A 20,301-nucleotide genomic window follows, 5' to 3' on the forward strand; every position below is an offset into this window, starting at 1 on the left:
CTGCAGGCCTCAGCTGGCGACGACCGGCGCCCCGAACCAGCCGATCACCGCGCCGATGATCAACAGCACGCCGAGCCAGTGGCCGCCGTCGATCAGGGTCAGGTCCCAGCCGAAATTCTCATAGCGATGGTTGGCCATCAGCGTCGTGGCGACGAAACCCAGCCAGAGGACGAAGCCGAAGACCAGCCCTGCGACAAGGACCGGCTCGCCGCCGGTCATCGCGCCGACGACCAAGGCCAAGACCAGCGCCATGATCAGCTCGGCGATGAAGGAGATGATGAAGGGCAATATCGATTTCTTTGACGTTGACGGATCGATCCTGGCCGCCCTCATCCAAGGCTTGCTGAGGGCCGTGTACCAGACGGCGCCAAACAGCCACGCCGCGACGGCCGCGACAACCACCGCCAGCCAGTTCACCACTGAAAAATCCATAAAGTCCTCCCCTCAAGCATGCAGCCCAAAGCCTGACGGTTCTGGGATAACGACATGCGTATTCTTCAAATCAATGCGCGATGGAACGCCTGTTCGGCAATGCCGTCAAGCGAAGCGCCACACCGTGGTGCGCTTGACCAGGGCGTCCTCCAGCGCCCGCGTCACCGCCACTTCGTAGACTGCGAGCGGCTCCAGTCCCGCCTTCGGCATGTAGGAGCGGCCCGGATCGCCGACGAGGATGTCAGCGCCGCGCGCCTTCAGTGTCGAAAACCACGGCATCAGCGTGTCGGCGAAGGATTTGTCGTAGAAGACGTCGCCGGCCAGCACCACGTCCCAGCCGGCGTCGGTGCCGATGCAGTCCGTGCCGCAAAAGTCGATGGCAACGCCATTGGCCTCTGCGTTGAGGCGGATCGCCGTTTCGCAGAACGGGTCGATGTCGGCGGCGATCACGTGCGCCGCACCCGCCTTGGCGGCGGCGATGGCGACAAGGCCGGAGCCGGAGGCGAAGTCGAGCACGCGTTTGCCCCGCACATCCGACGGATTGTCCAGCACGTAACGGGCAAGGCCCTGACCGCCAGCCCAGGCAAAGGCCCAAAACGGCGGCGGCAGGCCGATTTCGATCAGCTCGTTCTCCGTGCGCTGCCAGAGGTCATGCGCTTCGTCGGCAAGATTGAGGACAATCTCCGGCACATGCGGCGGCGACATAAGCGCCGTGTTGTCGAGAATGAACTTTTTCGCGCTGTTCGAAGTGAGGACCGTCACGGAGCCGGCGTCAGGCCGCCCATGCGGCAGACTTCCTTCCATTCGGCCGGCGTCACCGGCTGTACGGAAAGCCGTCCAAGCCGCACCAGCGCCATCTCGGCAAGCTTCGGATTGGCCTTGACCTGCTCCAGCGTCGGCGGGTTCGGCACGTCCTTGAAGGCGCGGATGTCGACGCATTCCCAGCGCGGATCGTCGGTGGTGCTGTCGGGGTGGGCAAGCCCGCAGACCTCGGCAATGCCGACGACGTTCAGCCCTTCATTGGAGTGATAGAAGAAGCCGAGATCGCCGATCTGCATCGCCTTCATGTTGTTGCGCGCTGCATAGTTGCGCACGCCGTCCCACTGCGTGCCGGCCTTGCCCTTGGCCTTCAGCGCCTCGAAGGAGAAGACCGAAGGTTCGGATTTGAACAGCCAGTAGTTCATGTCTTTGCTCCAACTACTATTTTTTGCGCAATTCCGGACGGAAAACCGTTACACACTTTTCCTGGGATCACTCTAGGCGCCGCCGGAACTAACTAGCCGCCGGCTTGTTGAAGGTCCAGTTCCACTGGCGGATTTCGACACTTTCGAACAGCCCGGCCTTGGCATAGGGGTCGGCAGCCGACAGCGCCTGCGCACCGGCGAGGTCGGGCGCTTCGACGACGACGAGGCTGCCATTGGGCTTGCCCTCGGCGTCGAGGAACGGGCCGGCAAAGGCCAGTTTGTTGTCGGCGTTCAGGCGTTCGAGAAAGGCGACGTGGACCGGCCGCGTATCGACCCGCACCTGCAGGCTGCCCGGCTTGTCCTTGCAAATCAACGCAAACAGCATGTTAAACTCCGGTTTGTTTGGGGATCAGAGGTCGGTTTCGGTTTTCAGGGGTCGCGTCATCAGCGCGGACACAGCCTGCCGAATGGTGATCGTGCCGTCCAGTATCGCCGACACCGCAGCGATGATCGGCGCGTCGATGTGGCGCTCGGTGGCGATGCGGGCGGCGATCGCCGCCGTCGGCACGCCTTCGGCGAGCGGCAGTCCGGCCAAGGGCTTGCCTTGCCCCAGCGCCAGCCCATAGGCGAAATTGCGCGACTGGGCCGAAGAGCAGGTGAGCAAAAGGTCGCCGAGGCCGGAAAGCCCCATCAGCGTCTCCGGCTTGGCGCCGAAGGATGCCCCGATGCGGCGCAGTTCGACGAAGCCGCGTGTCACCATGGCGGCCTGCGCGCTGGCGCCGAGCCCAGCGCCGGTGACGGCGCCAGCGGCAATGGCGAAGACATTCTTCAAAGCGCCACCAATCTCGACGCCGATCAAATCGTCGCTGGAATAGCAGCGCAGATTCTGCGCCGAAAAGCGCGCGGCAAGCTCGGCCGCCAAGGCGTCGTCGGGGGAAGCAACCACGACAGCGGTCGGCAGACCCCTGGCCACATCGGCGGCAAAGCTCGGACCGGACAAGGCCGAAACCGGAGTTTCGGGCAGGATCTCACCAACGATCGCCGACAGCAGCGCGCCGGTGTCGCGCTCGATGCCTTTGGCGCAGAGAACCAGCGGGATGCCTTTCGGCATATGGGGCTTTGCCGTCGTCAGCATGGCGCGCAGCGCCTGCGCCGGCGCCACGGCCAGCGCGCAATCGGCATCGGTCAGGGCCGTGCTGATATCGCTCGTCGCCGCAATGCCTGTTTCAATGGCGATGCCGGGGAGATAACGCGGGTTCTCGCCGCGGCGGATCGCGGAAACCGTCTCTTCGTCGCGGGCGTAGAGCCGGACATCGTGACCGGCGCGCAGCATCGCCAGCGCCAGCGCCGTGCCCCAGGCGCCGCCGCCAAGCACGGCAACGCGCCAGCCGGTCTTGTCCCTGCCGCTTGTCTTGCCGGCGCTCATGCTTTCGCTCCACGCCGGCCGGAGCCGACCATCGGCGCCGAAATGCTGTCCAGCGGCCAGCGCGAACGCGGCACGAAATCGAAGCCGTTCTCTTGCGACAAGCCTGCCCGCAACCGCTCGATCCCGGCCCAGGCGATCATCGCCGCATTGTCGGTGCAAAGCTTCAGCGGCGGCGCGACAAAGGCGAAGCCGGCCTCGGCGCACTGCTTCTGCAGCGTCGCCTTGATCGCTCTGTTGGCGGCGACGCCACCGGCAACGACCAGCGCCGGCTCGGCCTTGTCCGGAAATTCGTCACGGAAGCGGGCCAGCGCGCGGGCCACGCGGTCGCCAAGTGCGTCGGCTACCGCCGCCTGGAACGAGGCGCAGATGTCGGCGACATCCTGCTCGCTTAGCGGCTGGATGGCGGTCGCCGCCTGGCGCACGGCGGTCTTGAGGCCGGAGAAGGAGAAATCGGGCTGCGCCGAGCCCCTCATCGGCCGCGGAAAGGCAAAGCGCGTCGCATCGCCCGACATTGCCGCCTTTTCGACGTTCGGGCCGCCGGGATAGGGCAGGCCGAGCATTTTGGCCGTCTTGTCGAAAGCTTCGCCGAGCGCGTCGTCGATGGTCGTCGCCCAGCGCTGGTAGTCGCCAACGCCGCGCACGGCGACGATCTGGGTGTGGCCGCCGGAAACCAGCAGCAGCAAATAGGGAAAGTCGAGCCCGTCGGTCAGCCTTGCGGTCAGTGCGTGGCCTTCGAGATGGTTGATGGCGATCAGCGGCTTGCCGGCGGCCGCTGCAATCGCCTTGGCCGTCATCAGGCCGACGATCAGCCCGCCGACCAGGCCGGGGCCGCCAGTGGCGGCAATGGCGTCGATGTCGGCCAGGGCTACGCCCGAATCCGCAAGAGCGGCCTCGACAATGCCGTCCAGCGCCTCGACATGGGCGCGCGCGGCGATCTCCGGCACGACGCCGCCGAAGGCGGCGTGCTCCTCGATCTGGCTGAGCACGATGTTGGACGCAATCACCGGCACGGAATCGCCTTCCAGCGTCACCACGCTGGCGGCGGTCTCGTCGCAACTCGTCTCAATGCCCAGAACGCGGATCAATTCGTCGCTGTCTCCAGAGATTGTGTCGCCGGACTTTCCTAGTTAGAGGGAGTGCCGGAAACGCAAAGCCAGCCGGGGGTTATCACGGACCGCGCGCCATGCAAACTTTGAAAATCGGAACACGCGGCAGCCCGCTGGCGCTCGCCCAGGCGCATGAAACGCAGGCGCGGCTGATGGAAGCGCACGGCATGCCGGCGGAAGCCTTCGAGGTCGTCGTCATTTCGACCAGCGGCGACCGCATCCAGGACCGGCCGCTGTCGGAAGCCGGCGGCAAGGGCCTGTTCACCAAGGAAATCGAAGAGGCGCTGCTGGCCGGCACGATCGATATCGCCGTGCATTCCTCCAAGGATATGCCGACAGTGCTGCCGGACGGGCTGGAGCTGTCCGCCTTCCTGCCGCGCGAGGATGCGCGGGACGCCTTCATCGGAAAGGCGGTGAAGCGCATTGTTGATTTGCCGCAAGGCGCCAAGGTCGGGTCGTCTTCGCTCAGGCGCCAGGCGCTGATCCGGCGCATGCGGCCGGACCTAGGCGTGGTCATGTTCCGCGGCAATGTGCAGACCAGGCTGCGCAAGCTGGAGGAAGGCGTCGCCGAAGGCACGATCCTCGCTTATGCCGGGCTGAAGCGGCTCGGGCTCGGCCATGTCGTCACCGATCTGATGCCGCTCGATGCTTTTCCGCCGGCGCCGGGACAAGGCGCAATCGGCATCGAAACCCGCATCGGCGACAGCGAGGTCGAAAAGATGCTGGTGGCCATCCATGATGTGCCGACAGGCCAGGCGCTGGCCTGTGAGCGCGCCTTCCTGGCGGCGCTCGACGGCTCCTGCCGCACGCCGATCGCCGGCTATGCGACGATCTCGGGCGGCAGGCTGGTTTTCGCCGGGCTGATCATTTCGCCCGATGGCACGCAATCGCATGAGGTCAAGGCCGAAGGCTTGGCGCTGGATGCCGCTGACATCGGCACGGACGCGGCCAGGATGGTGCGGGTCAAAGCGGGCGAAACCTTCTTCGACGGCTGGGTCTGACATGCGTGTCCTGGTGACGCGACCGCAGCCCGGGGCGTCGCGAACCATGCGGCGGCTGCAGGAATTGGGATTTGAGCCTCTCCTTCTGCCACTGACCGAAACGGTGACACTGCCGGTTGGCGCCGATGCTGCGTGCGACAATGCCGTGGCCGTCGCTGTGACCAGCGCCAATGCCGTGCGGCATGCGCCGAAAGAACTCATTCGTGCGCTCGCCGCCTTGCCTTGCCATGCCGTCGGACGCAGGACGGCTGAAGCGGCACGTTCGGCAGGGTTCTTGTCGGTCAGCGAAGGGGCGGGCGACGCCGAGCGGCTGGCCGAGGCGATTGCCGCCGGCCTTTCCGGCAAGGCGGTCGTCTATCTCACAGGGCGCGTGCGGTTTCCGCCCTTCGAGGCGCGGCTGCGAAATGCCGGCGTCGAGGTCCGCACCGTCGAAACTTACGACACGATTTCGCTCGATTATTCCGATGCTGAAACCCGTACACGCCTGTCCGACAAGGCGGTCGACGCGGTGCTGCTCTATTCAGCCAAGGCGGCGGCAGCGTTGCAGGCCTTGACCAACAGGGCGGGGCTGCGCGATCTCTTTGAAAACATGCAGGCTTTTGCGCTCTCCGAGCGCGTGGCAGCGGCATTTGACAATGCCGCCGGCAAAAAAATACGCATGGCGCGGGAACCGCAGGAGGAGGCGCTGCTTGAGCTGTTGCACCGCGGCGACTGAGCCCCGTGTCATCACGCCGCCCCTTTTCACCTGATGATGATGTGCTAGACCATTTTTCAAACCATCACGCGCCGTCGGGCGCCCAGACGAAGCAGGATTGCGGAGCCCAGGCATGGTCAAGACGCCGAAGATGCGACATTCGAAAAGCCGCCGCGAGCCGGTGACCATCGAACTCGAACCCGGCGCTGTCTCGCGCATCGCCGATGCGGATGCCGCCAAGACGGATGTCGCCAACTCGGATGACGTCGGGGCCCCGGCAGAATCGGTTGCGGCCGAGGATGCGGCTGCCATGGCCAATGCGCAGCCGGAGACGCCTGACGAGCCCGTTCATGCCGATCAAGCCGATCTCGAGCCGTGGGAGCACTCCGACGCCGCGGCGCAGGCCGCTCCCGAAAGCGCCGATGCCAAGGCGTCCACCCAGGCGGAGCAGCCTTACCCCACCGCTTCGGATGCGCCACCGCGCGCCAGAACCTCCGACTACAGTTTCGAGGATGCCTCGCCCAAGCCGGGTGCACCCAAGGAAACCCCAAGGACAGCCGGGAACCAGCCCATGGCCGCGCAACCGAAGCGCACGAGCGGCATTGCCGCCGGCATCATCGGCGGTGTCATCGCGCTGGCTGCCGCCGGCGGGCTGCAGTTTGCCGGCGTGCTTGGCGCTCCGGGCTCAGGGGCGGGCACGGTCTCGCTCGACGGCGTCAATGGCGAGATCGCTTCGCTGAAGCGCGAAATCGCCGACCTCAGGGAAGCCAGCGGCAATGGCGCCGCAACGGCCAAGGTCGACGGGCTGTCTTCGGCGCTGGATCAGGTCAAGGCCGATGTCGCATCGCTGAAATCGGCGGTCGAAAAGGGCGGCGCCGGCGACAATGCCGGGCTTGCCGCGCTTGGCGACAAGGTCAAGCAGATCGAGACCGCGGTCGCCGCCCTTGGCCAGGCCGGTGGTGCAGCGCCCGTCGATCTCGCGCCGCTCAATGAAAGACTGGCGGGCCTCGACGCACTGGTGAAATCGGCCGGCGAGGCAGCCAAGGCGCAGGAAGGCAAGATCGCCGCGCTGGAGCAGTCGGTGATGCAGCTCGCCGGCAAGGTCGATGCGCAGGCCTCGCAGCCAAAGATCGCGATGGCCATCGCCGCTTCGGCCTTGAAGGCGGCGCTTGACCGCGGCGCGCCGTTCGCCGCCGAGTTGGAGACCTTCGCGGCGATCTCGCCCGATGCACCGCAGATTGCAGCGCTGCGCCCCTACGCTGAAAAGGGCGTCCCGACCCGCACCGAGATCGCCGGCGAGGCCGACGCCGCGGCCAATGCGATGGTCGCGGCGGCGACGCCGGTCGATGAAAATGCCGGCTTCTTCCAGAACCTTTTGTCGAGCGCCGAATCGCTGGTCAAGGTCCGGCCGATCGGCGCCGTCGAAGGCGCCGGCGCGCCGGAAACCGTGGCGCGCATCGAAGTGGCGGTCAACCAGGGCGACTACGCCAAGGCGCTCAGCGAATACGCAACGCTGCCGGATGCGGTCAAGGCTGCCAGCGCCGACTTTGCCGGCAAACTGAAGGCGCGCATCGACGTCGAGACGCAGGTCGACGCGCTGATTGCAGGTGCGATGAAGGCATGAGGACGACACGATGATCCGCATTCTCATCTTTCTCGCCGCCGTCTTCGCGCTCGGCCTCGGCTTTGCCTGGCTGGCCGATCGTCCCGGCGAGATGGTCGTCACCTTCAACGGTTACCAATACCAGGTCAGCCTGATGGTGGCGGCGGTGGCGATCGTTGCCGTCGTCGCCGCGGTGATGATCGTCTGGTGGCTGATCAAGTCGCTGTGGAACAGCCCGTACACGATCTCGCGCTATTTCCGCGTCCGCCGCCGTGACCGCGGCTACCAGGCGCTGTCGACCGGCATGATCGCAGCCGGCGCCGGCGATGGCGCGCTGGCCCGCAAGAAGTCCAAGGAAGCCGCCAAACTGATCCGCTCCGACCAGGAGCCGCTGATCCATCTGCTCGAAGCGCAAGCCTCGCTGCTCGAAGGCGACCATGAGGGCGCGCGCGAAAAATTCGAGGCCATGCTCGACGACCCCGAAATGCGGCTGCTTGGCCTGCGCGGGCTCTATCTCGAAGCCGAACGGCTCGGCGACCGCAACGCCGCGCGTCACTATGCCGGCCGCGCCGCTTCCGTCGCGCCGCAACTGGCTTGGGCCGCCGAATCGACGCTGGAGGATCTGACCGTGCGCGGCGACTGGGAAGGCGCGCTGAAGCTGCTGGAGGCGCAGAAGTCGACCAGGCAGATCGAACGCGACGCCGCCAATCGCCGCCGCGCTGTGCTGTTGACCGCCAAGGCGCAGGCGCTGACCGACAGCGACCCCAATGCAGCCAAGGCAGCGGCACTCGAGGCAAACAAGCTCGCGCCCGATTTCGCGCCGGCCGCGGTTGCAGCCGCCAATCTTCTGTTCAAACAGAACGATGTGCGCAAAGGCTCGAAGATCCTTGAGGCAGCCTGGAAGGCGGAGCCGCATCCCGAGATCGCCGAGCTCTACACCCATGCAAGGCCGGGAGATGCCGTGGTCGATCGTCTCAACCGGGCGAAGAAGCTGCAGGAGCTGAAGCGCAATAATGCCGAATCGTCGATGACGGTGGCGCGCGCCGCGCTCGATGCGCAGGATTTTTCCACCGCCCGCCGGGAGGCGGAAGCCGCGATCCGCATGGATCGCCGGGAAGGCGCTTACCTGCTGCTGGCCGATATCGAGGAGGCAGAGACCGGCGACCAGGGCAAGATCAGGCAATTGCTGTCCAAGGCGGTCCGCGCGCCGCGCGATCCGGCCTGGGTCGCCGACGGCGTCGTCTCCGAACGCTGGGCGCCGGTATCGCCGGTCAGCGGCAAGCTCGACGCTTTCGCCTGGCGCGCACCGATGGAGCGGCTGGGCCAGCTCATCGACAGCCATGAAGACGAAGCCGATGTGCCGGTGCTTGCGGCACCCGCCAAGCCGGCAAAGGAAGCCGAAGTGATCGATCATCCCGCCGTTGCCAAGACGATCAGCGAGGCGCCGACCGAGCCGAAGCCCGCTGTGGGCGACGACCAGGTCACGCCGGTCACCGCCGCCGCTTTCGCCGCAATACCACCCGATGCCGAACCCGTCGAACCTGCCGAGGAACTGGCGCGGCTGCCCGACGACCCCGGCGTCGACCCCGATGACGAAGCGGAGAAGTCACCGCGCCGCTTCCGCCTGTTTTGATCCCTGAAGCATGATCCCAAAAAGTGGATACCGGTTTTTGGAAAAGATCATGCTCCAATAAAGTGAAGTGAGCACCATGTTCGAACGCGTCCTGGCCTTTCTGAAAGACCTGCCCTCCGGGGCTGGGGCTCGCGCCAATGCGGACGATCCGCGCGTTGCGGCGTCGGCTTTGCTCTATCATGTGATGAATGCCGACGGCGTGCGCCAGGATGTCGAGTGGGAGCGGTTCAAGCAGGTGCTGGCGCAGAGCTATTCGATCAGCGGCGACGAGCTCGATGCACTGGCCGCCGCCGGCGAGCGCGCCGACAATGAGGCGATCGACCTCTATGCCTTCACCAGCGTCTTGAAGCGCCATCTCGACGCCGAGGCGCGCAAGGCTTTCATCGGCCTGATGTGGGAAATCGTCTATGCCGACGGCGAACTGCATGAACTGGAGGACAACACCGTCTGGCGCGTTGCCGAACTGATCGGCGTCGAGCGCCAGGATCGCGTCGAGGCGCGCCGCAAGGCGGCGGCCGCCGCGCCCGGCGCCAGCGGAACGTCGAGCGACGAATAGGATTCCGCCTTTCCATGCCGTCCAGACCGAGCTCGAAACCAAAAATCCTGATCGTGCTGCATCAGGAGACTTCGAGCCCCGGCCGGGTTGGCCACATGCTGCTCGAGGAAGGTTTCGACCTCGACATCCGCCGGCCGCCTCTCGGCGACAGCCTGCCGGAGACGCTGGAGGGACACGCCGGCGCCGTGGTGTTCGGCGGGCCGATGAGCGCCAATGACGAAGATGAGTTCGTCCGCCGCGAGACCAACTGGCTCAATGTTCCGCTAAAGGAGAACCGGCCCGTCCTCGGCATCTGCCTTGGCGCGCAGATGCTGGCCAATCATCTCGGCGGCAAGGTCGAGGGGCATGGCGAGGGGCTGGTCGAGATCGGCTGGTATCCGCTGAAGCCGACCGAGGCCGGCAAGAAACTGCTGCCCTGGCCCGACATGGTCTACCAGTTTCACCGCGAAGGCTTTTCGCTGCCCAGGGATGCGACGCTGCTGGCGACGGCGGAAACCTACCCCAACCAGGCTTTTCGCTATGGCGACAATGCCTGGGGCATCCAGTTCCATGGCGAACTGACCCGGTTGATGATGCAGCGCTGGGTGGTGCGCGGCGCACACCGTTTCGAATTGCCCGGCGCGCAGCCCGGCCGCGACCATCTCGGCGGCCGGCTGATCTGGGATATGCACCTCAAGCGCTGGCTGAGCGAATTTTTGAGCCTGATCTTCGGCAAGCCTACTGAGGGATAGAGCAAAATCCAACTACTCTGAACGGCCGAGCTTGCCCAAAGACGACTTACCTCTGGGAGGTGTGTACGATGGATCCGGGACCTTAGCCCGTTCCCGCAGATTTGGATTGCGCCCCAAACACTCCGATGGATCGAAAAACTCCGTGGCGCATTTAAGCTTCGGCTAATAACGGCCCAGGAGAGAACCAATGAAGAAGACGCTGCTCATTTTGAGCCTACTCATTCCGCTCGCGGCATGCTCCCGCACCGAACAAGGCGCTGCCGTCGGTGGTTTGGGTGGCGCAGCTGTAGGCGCAGCAGTGGCCGGCGACCCGGTAAAAGGGGCGGTTGTTGGCGGGGCGGTCGGAGCGCTGGCCGGGGCGGTCATCGGGCACGCCAGCGAAGCCGGCCAGTGCAGATATCGCGGTCGGAACGGTCGAGTTTACGTTGCTCAGTGCCCGGACGGCTACTGATCTCAAAGGCGCGTGATCTCTTTCGATCACGCGCCTGCTCGGGGTAGGATAACTGAATGGCATATAACAGCAAAAGACTGCTGGCTTTCTGGTTAGCCGTTGTCAGCGCTGTCGCGATAAACGCCGAACTTTCGACCGCGGCCTTGGCCGCACCTGTAGAAGCGAAGACGATTGCCGATCACTTCTCATCGGTAAAGTCCATGTCCGGGGACTTTGTCCAGTCGGGCCCAAGAGCGGAAAGGACCAAAGGGAAATTTTTCCTCCAGCGGCCGGGCAAGATCCGGTTCAACTATGCAGGCCAATCAGGGGTCAGCGTAATTGCAGATGGAAAATCCTTGGTGGTCTATAACAAGAAGCTCAAGACATCGCGGCTTTATGCTCTCTCGAAGACGCCGCTCAAGCTGCTCCTCGACAATCAGGTCAACTTTTCCGGCAATCGCCTCAAAAGTATCAGGGACGATGGCGCCCAGGTGATCATCAGGCTGGCCGACAAGTCGGCCTTCGGCAATTCGAATATCACTATGGTGTTTGACAGGGAATCGCTCGATCTACGCAGATGGACCCTGACTGACGAGAGGGGCCTTACCTCGACAGTCACCATATCCAACGTGAAGCAGGGCGTTCGCGCTCCTGCGGGCACCTTCACTATCGACTATGCTGCAAACCGTGAATTCAACACCAAAACGAAATAGTCGGCAGCGCCACGAACTGCCCGTGTAACACTACTCGGCGGCCGTCTCGGACGGCACCTCTGCCGGTGCCGAAGGCTCGGCCTCGGCATGCGGATTGCGCCGTGAAAACAGCGACCTGAGCGTGACGTAGAACACCGGCGTCAGGAACAGGCCGACGAAGGTGACGCCGAGCATGCCGGAGAACACCGCGGTGCCGAGCGACTGGCGCATTTCGGCGCCCGGGCCCGTCGCGATCATCAGCGGCACGACGCCGAGGATGAACGAGAAGGCGGTCATCAGGATCGGCCGCAGCCTGAGCCGGCAGGCTTCGACGGCAGCCTCGGCGGCCGACAGGCCGCGTTCCTGCGCCTGCCGCGCGAATTCGACGATGAGGATCGCGTTCTTGGCGGCAAGTCCGATCAGCACGATTAGGCCGATCTGCACGAGGATGTTGTTGTCCAGCCCTCGGAACGACACGCCGAGCAACGCCGCGAGCACGCCGAGCGGCACCACCAGCACGATGGCGAACGGCAGCACCCAGCTTTCATATTGCGCCGCCAGCGCCAGGAACACGAACAGCACCGACAGTCCGAAGATATAGACAGCGGCATTGCCGGTGTTACGCTCCTGATAGGCGAGTTCGGTCCATTCGTAGGAGGTACCGGCCGGCAACGTCTGTGCCGTGATCGCTTCCATCTTGGCAAGCGCATCGCCGGTGGAAACGCCGGGCGCGGCGTTGCCCTGCAGCGGCACCGAGACGTACATGTTGTAGCGCTGGACCAGCGCCGGGCCGGTGACGTCGCGGATCTCGATCAACGTGCCCAGCGGAACCAGCGCGCCGGTCGCCGAGCGCACCTTCAGTTTCAAGATGTCGGCGCGATCGAGGCGGAACGCCTGGTCGGCCTGCGCGCGCACCTGGTAGACGCGCCCGAAAGCGTTGAAGTCGTTGACGTAGGCGGTGCCCAGATTGATCGACAGCGTCTCGAAGATGTTGGGGATCGGCACGTTCAGGATGCGCGCCTTGTCGCGATCGATCGCCAGGAAGAATTGCGGGCTGGACGCGGAGAAAGTGGTGAACACGCCGGTCAGCCCCGCCGTCTTGTTGGCCTTGCCGGCAATTTCATAGGCAAGCGCCAATATCTGCCGCATGTCGGCGCTGTTGCGCTCCTGGATCTGCAGCTTGAAGCCGCCGGCATTGCCGACGCCGCGGATCGGCGGCGGTGGCAGTGCGATTATGAAGGCTTCCTTGATGCTTTGCAGGCTGCCGAACAGATTGCCGATGACCTGGGTCGCCGACTGGCCGGCTTCCAGTCGCTCGTCAAACGGCTTGAACCTGGCGAAGATCACGCCCGCGTTGCTGGCGTTGGTGAAGGTCGCGCCGGAGAAGCCGGCGAAGGCGACCGCGTAGTCGACGCCCGGCGTTTTCTGGATGATCTGCGACGCCTGCTGGATGACGGCATCGGTCCGCGATAGCGAGGCGCCGTCCGGCAACTGGACGACGACGATCGCATAGCCCTGGTCGAGCGACGGAATGAAACCGCGCGGCACCGTCTGAACCATATAGACCGTGGCGTAGATGAGGGCCGCGAAAACGGCCAGCGTGGCGGCGATCGCTATCCGCGAGCCGACCAACACGCGCACGATGCTCGAATACCAATGGGCGACCTTGTCGAAGCCGCGATTGAAGCCGTTGGCGAGCGCCCGTCCGAACCGCGCCAGGAAAAAGCGCGGCGGCGCCGCAGCAGTGTGGTGCGGCTTGAACAGCAGCGCGGCCAAGGCCGGCGAGAGCGTCAGCGAATTGAATGCCGAGATCGCCGTCGACACCGCGATGGTGATCGCAAACTGCAGGTAGAACTGCCCGGAAATGCCGGGGATGAAGGCTGTCGGCACGAACACGGCTATCAGCACCAGCGAGATCGCGATGACCGCCGTTCCGACTTCGTCCATGGTCAGATGCGACGCCGGATTGGGCGCCAGCCCGCTGGCGATATTGCGCTCGACGTTCTCGACCACGACGATCGCATCGTCGACGACGATGCCGATGGCCAGAACGAGGCCGAACAGCGTCAGCATGTTGAGCGAGAAGCCGGCGGCGTAAAGCACCGCCAGCGTGCCGATCAGCGACACGGGGATCGCCACGATCGGCACGATCGCCATGCGCCACGATTGCAGGAAGACGATGATGACGATGATGACCAGCACCATCGCCTCGAGGATCGTCTTGTAGACCTCCTGGATCGACTCGGCGACGAACTCGGTCGGATTGTAGACGATGTCGTAGCTCAATCCCTTCGGGAAGTCCTGGGAAAGCTCCTTCATCTTGTCCTGGATCTCCGCGGCTGCGGCGAGCGCATTGGTGCCTGGCCGCTGGAAGATGGCGAGCGCCACCGCCGGTTTGCCGTTGAGATAGGAGTTGGTGACGTAATCCTTGGCGCCGAGCTCGATGCGCGCCACGTCCTGCAGCTGGATCAGGCGGCCGTCTTCGGCCGATTTGACGATCACGTATCGGAAGTCGCGTGCGTCGTTGAAGCGGCCTTGCGTGGTGACCGTGTACTGGAACGCCGTGCCGGTATTGGTCGGCGGCGCGCCGATGGAGCCGCCCGACACCTGGACGTTCTGGTCGCGCAGCGCCTGCACCACATCGCCCGAGGTCATCCCCAGGGCGGACAGTTTTTCCGGATCGAGCCAGATGCGCAGCGAATATTCGCGTTCGCCAAAGATGATGAGGTCGCCGACGCCGTCCAACCTGAGCAGTATGTCGCGCACCCGCGAGCGGGCGTAGTTCGAGACGTAGAGCTGGTCGTAGGTATTGTCGGGCGACAGCATGTGCACGACCATCATCAGGTCGGGCGAGCTCTTGATGGTGGTGATGCCGAGGCGGCGGACTTCTTCGGGCAGGCGCGGCTCGGCGACCGAGACGCGGTTCTGCACCAGCACCTGCGCCTGGTCGAGATCGGTGCCCAGCTTGAAGGTGATGGTCAGCGCCATCGCCCCGTCGCCCGACGAATAGGACGACATGTAAAGCATGCCCTCGACGCCGTTGATCTCCTGCTCGATCGGCGTTGCCACCGTCGCTGCCACTGTCTCGGCGTCGGCGCCCGGGTACTGGGCGCGAACGACGATGGTCGGCGGCGCGATCTCGGGATATTGCGCGATCGGCAGCTGGGTATAGGCAATCCCGCCGAGGATCAGCAGGACGATCGAAACGACCGATGCGAAGATCGGACGGTCGACGAAGAAATGGGCGAACCTCATTGCTGCAACCCGGCGGTGTCGACCTTGGGCGGCAACGTCACCATCTCGACTTTCACCTTGGTGCCGGGCCTGGCGTGCATCAGCCCATTGACGATGATCGTCTCGTCGCCGGTCAGGCCCGCGCGGATCACCCGGTAGCCGTCGAGAAGCGGGCCGGTGCGCACGGGCTTCGCCGACACCATCCCAGCCTCATCCACCAGGTACACGATGCGGCGATCCTGATCGGCGCCGACCGCCTCGTCGGGCACCAGGACGCCGCTATGCGGCAGCGACCCCGGCACGTTGATGCGCCCGAACATGCCTGGCTGGAGAACGCCGTCGGCGTTGGCAAACCTTGCACGCACCCGCATGGTGCCGGTCGCGTTGTCGATCCGGTTCTCGGCAAAATCGAGCTTGCCCTTGAATACCGCCTCCGCGCGGTCGGCGACGCGAACCACCACCTCGAGCCCGCCGGCGCCTTCCTGCATGCTGCCGCCGCGCTCCTTCGCGTCGCGGGCGTAGCTGAAATACAGGCGCTCATCGACGTCGAAATAGAAGTCGATCGGATCGCGCGTGACGATGGTCGTCAGCAAGGTGGAATCCGGCTGCACGAGGTTGCCGACCGACACCAGCCGGCGGTCGATGCGGCCGGACAAGGGCGCCTTGATCTCGGTGAACTCCAGGTTCAGGTTGGCCGTCGTCAGCGCCGCCGTCGCGCCCTGCATCTGCGCCTGCGCCGAAAGGTATTCCCGCCGGCGGTCGTCGACCGTCGCGGCCGAGATATTGCCGGTCTTGGCGAGCTCATCGGCGCGATCCAGCTGCATCTTGGAGAATTCGAGCAGGGACTTGGCGACGTCCACTTGCGATTTGGCGGCATCGTAGGCCGCCTGGTACGGACGCTGGTCGATGGTGAAGAGCAGGTCGCCTTTGTTGACCAGTGCGCCGTCCTGGAAGCTGATCTTGTCCAGATAGCCGCTGACGCGCGAACGGATGGCGACCTCGTCGACGGCTTCGAAGCGCCCGACGAACTCGTCGTCTTCGACGATTTCACGCACCACCGGCTTGGCCGCCGTCACCACCGGCAGTTGCTGGTCCTGCGCAAACGCGTTGCTGCTGAAAGCCATGCCGAGCAGGAATGCCACTGGGACGGCGGAGCGGGCCAGCCAGCCGACCGATCGGCTGGGTCGCCCGCTTGCGTCGCGATGCGATTGCCGATTCCCTGAAGTGTCCATTTGCGTCCCCGCTAGCTGGACCCGGAGGTCGGGTGGTTCTCTTCTATATTTAAGGTTTCTCGTCGAGACCAGAGCACTGCAGTATTGTGCATGGCAACATGATCATTTTCCATACGGACTGAAATGTCCACCCTGTGGCTGCCCCGCCATCTGGCTAGTTCGCCCAGAACCGGCCCATCCGCTTCCGGCCCATCTCAGCCGTCATCGGCGCAAGCTGATTTGGACCGAGCGCCGGATCCTGCGGCTTACTCGATCAGTTGCGGCTGTTGAGATGCCGCACCCTTCGCAGTTGCGGAAACAGCACCGCCCACAGTCCGGCGACGGCAATCGCACCGACGCCGCCGATCACCACCGCCGGCACGGTGCCGATCAGCGCCGCCATGGTGCCGGCGCGGAACTCGCCGACTTCGTTGGAGGCGCCGACGAAGACCTGGTTGACGGCGTTGACGCGGCCGCGCACCTCGTCGGGTGTCCACAGCTGGATCAGCGTCTCCCTGATATAGACGCTGAACATGTCGGTGGCGCCGAGGCCGGCAAGGGCCAGGATCGACAGCCAGGTGATGGTCGAGACGCCGAACAGCACGGTGAAGGCGCCGAACCCGGCGACGAAGCCGAGCATGATCTTGCCGGCACTGTCGCGCAGCGGATGCCCGGCAAGCCAGACCGCGACACAGATGGCGCCGATGCCGGGCGCCGAGCGCAGCAGGCCGAGGCCCCACGGGCCGAGTTCCAGAATATCGCGGGCATAGACCGGCAGCAGCGCCGAGGCACCGGACAGAAGCACGGCGAAGAGGTCGAGCGAGATGGCGCCCAGGACGATCTTCTCGCTCCAGATGTATCGGAAGCCGGCAAACAGCGTCTCCATCGTCGGCTTGTCGGTGGCGCTCTGCTGGGCCGGTTTCGGAATGGTGAAGATCAGCAGACCGGCCACCAGCATCAGCACGGAGGCAACGGCGTAAGCGGCTTCGGCCGAGACGCCATAGAGCAGGCCGCCGGCGACCGGGCCGACAATGGTCGCCGTTTGCCAGGCGGACGAGTTCCAGGCGATCGCATTGCCGAAATCTTCCGGCGGCACCAGATTGGCGAACAGCGACGACGAGGCCGGCCCATAAAAAGCGCGCGCCAGGCCGAACATAGCCAGCACGATGAAGATCGGCAGCGGGCTGACGAGACCGCGCAGCGTGAAGTACAACAGGACAAGCGCACAACCTGCCTCGACTACCGTCGCCAGCGCCATGATCAGGCGGCGGCCGAAACGGTCGGCGACAACGCCGGTGACCAGCACCAGCAGCAGCGACGGCAGGAACTGGACGATGCCGACAATGCCGAGATCGAAGGGATCGCGCGTCAGATCATAGATCTGCCAGCCGACGGCGACGGACACGATCATGGTGGCGAAGGTGGTCAGGAAACGCGCCGCCCAATAGCTCAGGAAGGAGCGATGGCGGAAGGCGGCGTAACGCCGGTCAGGCGGTGTATGGGAATGGGATGTCATGGATACAGGCCCCGTTGCTTGCATTGGCCGGCGGGGCACTTCCCGGAAATGGGCGCTGTTCCGGCCAATGAAACTTATCAAAGTTCGGGGCGCGTATGCGTGAAAATCGGGCCTGGATCAAGCGGTTTTCAAGCCGCTCGCCCGATTGCACGCGGACGTTACTGCCTCAGCGCCGCGGTGATGGCGTCGAGGCCGCCCTGTAATTCCGCCTCTTTCGGCCAGCCGAAACCGACGCGGAAGAAGCGCTTGGGCATATCGAACCAGTGGCCGGGACCGACATAGGTGCCGTGGTTTTCCAAGAGATTGACGTAGAAACGGTCGAGGTCGAAGTCTGGACTGACATTGAGCCTTGGAAATCCGACGACGCCGCCTTGTGGCCGCACCCAGTCGACCAGCGGCTCGCGGTCGATCCAATCTTGCACGATGTCGCGGCGTTTCGCCATCTCGGGCAGCAGCGCGGCCAAGAAAGCGTCGCGGCGCCCCAGCATGCCGCGCGCAATGCCTTCGTCGATGACGCTGCCGCAAATGCCGATCTGCTCCTTGGCGGCGAGGAAGCGCTCCTGCAGTTCGGCATCGCTGGTGATCAGCCAGCCAATGCGGATGCCGGGAATGCCGAAGGCTTTCGACAGCGACGAGACGCTGATCGCCTTGGGGCTGAGAGAAGCCGCCGCCGGCAGGCGCTGTCCATAGGAGAGGTCGCGATAGGTCTCGTCGACCAGCAGATGGCAGCCGCTCGCTTCGGCCAGCGCAATCAGCGCGTCGAGATCGGCCCGGCCCATCATCGTGCCGGTCGGGTTGTGCGGGCAGGTGACGCTGATCAGCTTGGTGTTCGGTTGCATGCTGGCGGCGACGCGGCCGAAATCGATGGCAAAGCCTGCGTCGAAATCGAGATCGACATAGGAGATGGCGCAGCCGATCGCCTTGGGGGTCTCGATGTTGGTGGCGTAGTTCGGCCGGACGACGACAAGGTGGTCGCGCTCCGACAGAAGCGAGGTCGAAATGATGAAGAGCGCGCCCGCCGCACCGGCGGTCACAAGAACATCGTCAGGCGAAATGCCGGAATCCTGCGCCGCGATCAGCGCCCGCAACTCCTTGTCGCCGCGATGCTCGCCGTAGAACAGCGTGAGATCCGGCAGCGACAAGCCGACGTCGGAGAGTTTCTGATCGGCGATCGAGCTTTCGGAGAGATTGAACCGAATGCGATCGTAGCCGTATTCCTCCGGCGCCTCTTTCTCGATCACCATTCTGGCGTAGTTCATGGCTGCTCCCCCAAAGTCCTGACACTCAGAGGTACAAGCCATAAAAGCACGAAGCCTGCCAAGGCTCATTCGCCGGCAGGCTTCTGTTCCAGTCGTCCAAACGATTGGCTCAGGGCCGAGGCGCTGATCCCACTCAGGCCGGAACTTTGGCCTTCCGACCCTTGGCTTTCGCCGGCGCGGCCACTGCAGCCTTGCGGCCGAGGCCGATCGACTTGGCCAGCTCGGAGCGCGACGCCGCGTAGTTGGGGGCAACCATCGGATAGTCGGCCGGCAGGCCCCATTTGGTACGATAGGCTTCCGGCGTCAGGTTGAAATGGACGCCGAGATGGCGCTTCAGCGATTTGAATTTTTTGCCGTCCTCGAGGCAGATGATGTAGTCCGGCGTCACCGACCGCTTGGGATTGACGGCCGGGATCTGCGGCGCCGCCACTGGGGCCGGCGGCTGGCTGAGCCCGCCGATTGACGCCGCAACGCTGGCGATGAGATCGCTCAGGCCGGCAACGGGCAAGCGGTTCTTCTCGACGTAAGCGGACACGATATGGGCGGTAAGCTCGAGCAGGTCGATGTCCTTGTCAGAGTCGTTGCTGTCGTCGGCCAATTTATCTCTCCGTCGCTAGGGGGGTGGCGGAAACTCCCAGAGCGGTCCCAGCGGAGCCGGAAATCCGCTCTAGTCATTTGTCTTGCCGCATATGTGCGGTTGCGCCAGATGATTCCATCCGGTGCCACCGATCTAATCGCCAAATCTGCGTAACGCAATGACTTCGTATCGCGACACACGTCATTTTGAACAACTATACTGAATTTTAATACTATCAGACGATCAGCGCCTTGTCGCGCCATAGTCGAAAACCGCCCTCGAAAGCGCGCGTATTGTCGCCGCGCCTGGATGTGGCGGGCAATTCATCCAGTCTGTCGACATTGCCGCCGCCAATGACGACATAATCCGGCTGCAGCGCCGCACGCAGCCGCCCGACGACGTCGAAAACGTTTTTGCGCCATTTTTTCTTGCCGTATTTCTCCAGGCCGCGCTCGCCGACATAATCTTCGAAACTGCCGCCCTTGCGGTACGGCAGATGCGCCAGTTCCATTGGCTGGCCGACATTGTTGAGGATCATCGCCGCGCCCAGGCCGGTGCCGAGGCCGAGGAACAGCATGCGCCCGCCATCGTAGCTGCCGATCGCCTGCAGCAGCGCGTCGTTGACGACCTTGACCGGCTTGCCGAAGGCGGCGGCAAAATCGTAGCCGTCCCAGCCCTTGCCGAGATTGGCGGGATCGAGCGAAGGCCTGTTGTGCCTGACCGGGCCGGGATAGCCCATCGAGATCACGTCATAGGGCAGCCCTTCGGCCAGCGTCTTCACCGTGGCGACCATCTGCTGCGGCGTCAGATCCGGTCCGGAATCGGCCCGGCGCATCTCGCCGCCTGCGCTGGTGAGGATTTTTACGTGCGAGCCGCCGACATCGATCGTCAGCACGATCGGTTCCGCCTTGGCCTTCGCGGGCCTGGCTGCCTTGGCCATGTCGTTTCCTCCGCTCACTTGGCGCGTTCCCCGTTTCAGGGAAACGGGGGAATGCTCCAAGTCTTTGTTTTTACGC

The 20,301-nt window shown here is 64.5% G+C and carries 20 protein-coding genes; 8 read left to right on the forward strand and 12 right to left on the reverse strand.

What is annotated here, in order from left to right; all coding sequences use genetic code 11:
• Window positions 1-9: 9 nt before the first annotated feature.
• The 6 genes from NLY43_RS19710 to tsaD all read right to left on the reverse strand — a co-directional run bounded on the left by NLY43_RS19710 (window position 10) and on the right by tsaD (window position 4,124).
• Complete coding sequence (locus tag NLY43_RS19710; protein WP_023710206.1) at window positions 10-432, reverse strand: DUF1761 domain-containing protein; 423 nt, start codon at window positions 430-432, stop codon at window positions 10-12.
• 105 nt (window positions 433-537) lie between these two features.
• A complete protein-coding gene (locus NLY43_RS19715) occupies window positions 538-1,236 on the reverse strand; it encodes a class I SAM-dependent methyltransferase (protein ID WP_198025518.1) in 699 nt (232 codons plus the stop codon).
• On the reverse strand, window positions 1,191-1,616 hold the full coding sequence (locus NLY43_RS19720) for an EVE domain-containing protein (RefSeq protein ID WP_023683904.1): 426 nt from the start codon (window positions 1,614-1,616) through the stop codon (window positions 1,191-1,193). Before NLY43_RS19720 ends, NLY43_RS19715 begins: the two co-directional genes overlap by 46 nt.
• A gap of 88 nt (window positions 1,617-1,704) precedes the next feature.
• Window positions 1,705-2,001 (reverse strand): YciI-like protein, encoded by a 297-nt coding sequence (locus NLY43_RS19725; protein ID WP_023687732.1) that lies wholly within the window; start codon window positions 1,999-2,001, stop codon window positions 1,705-1,707.
• A gap of 24 nt (window positions 2,002-2,025) precedes the next feature.
• Window positions 2,026-3,042: an NAD(P)H-dependent glycerol-3-phosphate dehydrogenase gene (locus NLY43_RS19730; protein ID WP_023710204.1), complete on the reverse strand. Its 1,017-nt coding sequence runs from the start codon at window positions 3,040-3,042 to the stop codon at window positions 2,026-2,028.
• A complete protein-coding gene (gene tsaD / locus NLY43_RS19735; protein ID WP_196813837.1) occupies window positions 3,039-4,124 on the reverse strand; it encodes a tRNA (adenosine(37)-N6)-threonylcarbamoyltransferase complex transferase subunit TsaD in 1,086 nt (361 codons plus the stop codon). Before tsaD ends, NLY43_RS19730 begins: the two co-directional genes overlap by 4 nt.
• A 101-nt stretch (window positions 4,125-4,225) precedes the next feature.
• Between tsaD and hemC the strand changes: the two genes are divergently transcribed.
• The 8 genes from hemC (at window position 4,226) to NLY43_RS19775 (ending at window position 11,509) form a co-directional block, all read left to right on the forward strand.
• Window positions 4,226-5,149: a hydroxymethylbilane synthase gene (gene hemC / locus NLY43_RS19740; protein WP_023710202.1), complete on the forward strand. Its 924-nt coding sequence runs from the start codon at window positions 4,226-4,228 to the stop codon at window positions 5,147-5,149.
• A 1-nt stretch (window position 5,150) separates the two neighbouring features.
• Entirely contained in the window at window positions 5,151-5,864 is a 714-nt protein-coding gene (locus tag NLY43_RS19745) for a uroporphyrinogen-III synthase (RefSeq protein WP_023710201.1), read from the forward strand.
• A 112-nt stretch (window positions 5,865-5,976) separates the two neighbouring features.
• Window positions 5,977-7,467 (forward strand): COG4223 family protein, encoded by a 1,491-nt coding sequence (locus NLY43_RS19750; RefSeq protein ID WP_023710200.1) that lies wholly within the window; start codon window positions 5,977-5,979, stop codon window positions 7,465-7,467.
• Window positions 7,468-7,477: 10 nt separating this feature from the next.
• Entirely contained in the window at window positions 7,478-9,079 is a 1,602-nt protein-coding gene (locus NLY43_RS19755; RefSeq protein WP_023710199.1) for a heme biosynthesis protein HemY, read from the forward strand.
• Between the two features lie 76 nt (window positions 9,080-9,155).
• Window positions 9,156-9,635, forward strand: coding sequence for a tellurite resistance TerB family protein (locus NLY43_RS19760; protein ID WP_023702389.1), 480 nt, complete (start codon window positions 9,156-9,158; stop codon window positions 9,633-9,635).
• A gap of 14 nt (window positions 9,636-9,649) precedes the next feature.
• Window positions 9,650-10,366, forward strand: a complete 717-nt coding sequence (locus tag NLY43_RS19765; RefSeq protein ID WP_286458461.1) for a glutamine amidotransferase — start codon at window positions 9,650-9,652, stop codon at window positions 10,364-10,366.
• Window positions 10,367-10,553: 187 nt separating this feature from the next.
• On the forward strand, window positions 10,554-10,817 hold the full coding sequence (locus NLY43_RS19770; RefSeq protein ID WP_023670477.1) for a YMGG-like glycine zipper-containing protein: 264 nt from the start codon (window positions 10,554-10,556) through the stop codon (window positions 10,815-10,817).
• A gap of 56 nt (window positions 10,818-10,873) precedes the next feature.
• On the forward strand, window positions 10,874-11,509 hold the full coding sequence (locus tag NLY43_RS19775; protein WP_023698393.1) for a LolA family protein: 636 nt from the start codon (window positions 10,874-10,876) through the stop codon (window positions 11,507-11,509).
• A 30-nt stretch (window positions 11,510-11,539) separates the two neighbouring features.
• Here NLY43_RS19775 and NLY43_RS19780 read toward each other — a convergent pair whose 3' ends face one another.
• The 6 genes from NLY43_RS19780 to NLY43_RS19805 form a co-directional block, all read right to left on the reverse strand.
• Window positions 11,540-14,743: an efflux RND transporter permease subunit gene (locus NLY43_RS19780; RefSeq protein ID WP_023710198.1), complete on the reverse strand. Its 3,204-nt coding sequence runs from the start codon at window positions 14,741-14,743 to the stop codon at window positions 11,540-11,542.
• Complete coding sequence (locus tag NLY43_RS19785; RefSeq protein WP_023694469.1) at window positions 14,740-15,846, reverse strand: efflux RND transporter periplasmic adaptor subunit; 1,107 nt, start codon at window positions 15,844-15,846, stop codon at window positions 14,740-14,742. The genes NLY43_RS19780 and NLY43_RS19785 overlap by 4 nt, the downstream gene beginning before the upstream one ends.
• Before the next feature lie 361 nt (window positions 15,847-16,207).
• Window positions 16,208-17,449 carry an MFS transporter gene (locus NLY43_RS19790; protein ID WP_023670472.1) on the reverse strand — a complete coding sequence of 414 codons (1,242 nt, stop codon included), beginning with the start codon at window positions 17,447-17,449 and terminating at the stop codon, window positions 16,208-16,210.
• Between the two features lie 158 nt (window positions 17,450-17,607).
• Window positions 17,608-18,708: a pyridoxal phosphate-dependent aminotransferase gene (locus NLY43_RS19795; protein WP_023710196.1), complete on the reverse strand. Its 1,101-nt coding sequence runs from the start codon at window positions 18,706-18,708 to the stop codon at window positions 17,608-17,610.
• A 133-nt stretch (window positions 18,709-18,841) separates the two neighbouring features.
• Window positions 18,842-19,306, reverse strand: a complete 465-nt coding sequence (locus tag NLY43_RS19800; protein WP_023687743.1) for a Ros/MucR family transcriptional regulator — start codon at window positions 19,304-19,306, stop codon at window positions 18,842-18,844.
• Window positions 19,307-19,520: 214 nt separating this feature from the next.
• Entirely contained in the window at window positions 19,521-20,225 is a 705-nt protein-coding gene (locus NLY43_RS19805; protein WP_023710195.1) for an ROK family protein, read from the reverse strand.
• Window positions 20,226-20,301 lie beyond the last annotated feature (76 nt).

Source organism: Mesorhizobium sp. C416B, assembly GCF_030323165.1.
Classification (GTDB): Bacteria; Pseudomonadota; Alphaproteobacteria; order Rhizobiales; family Rhizobiaceae; genus Mesorhizobium.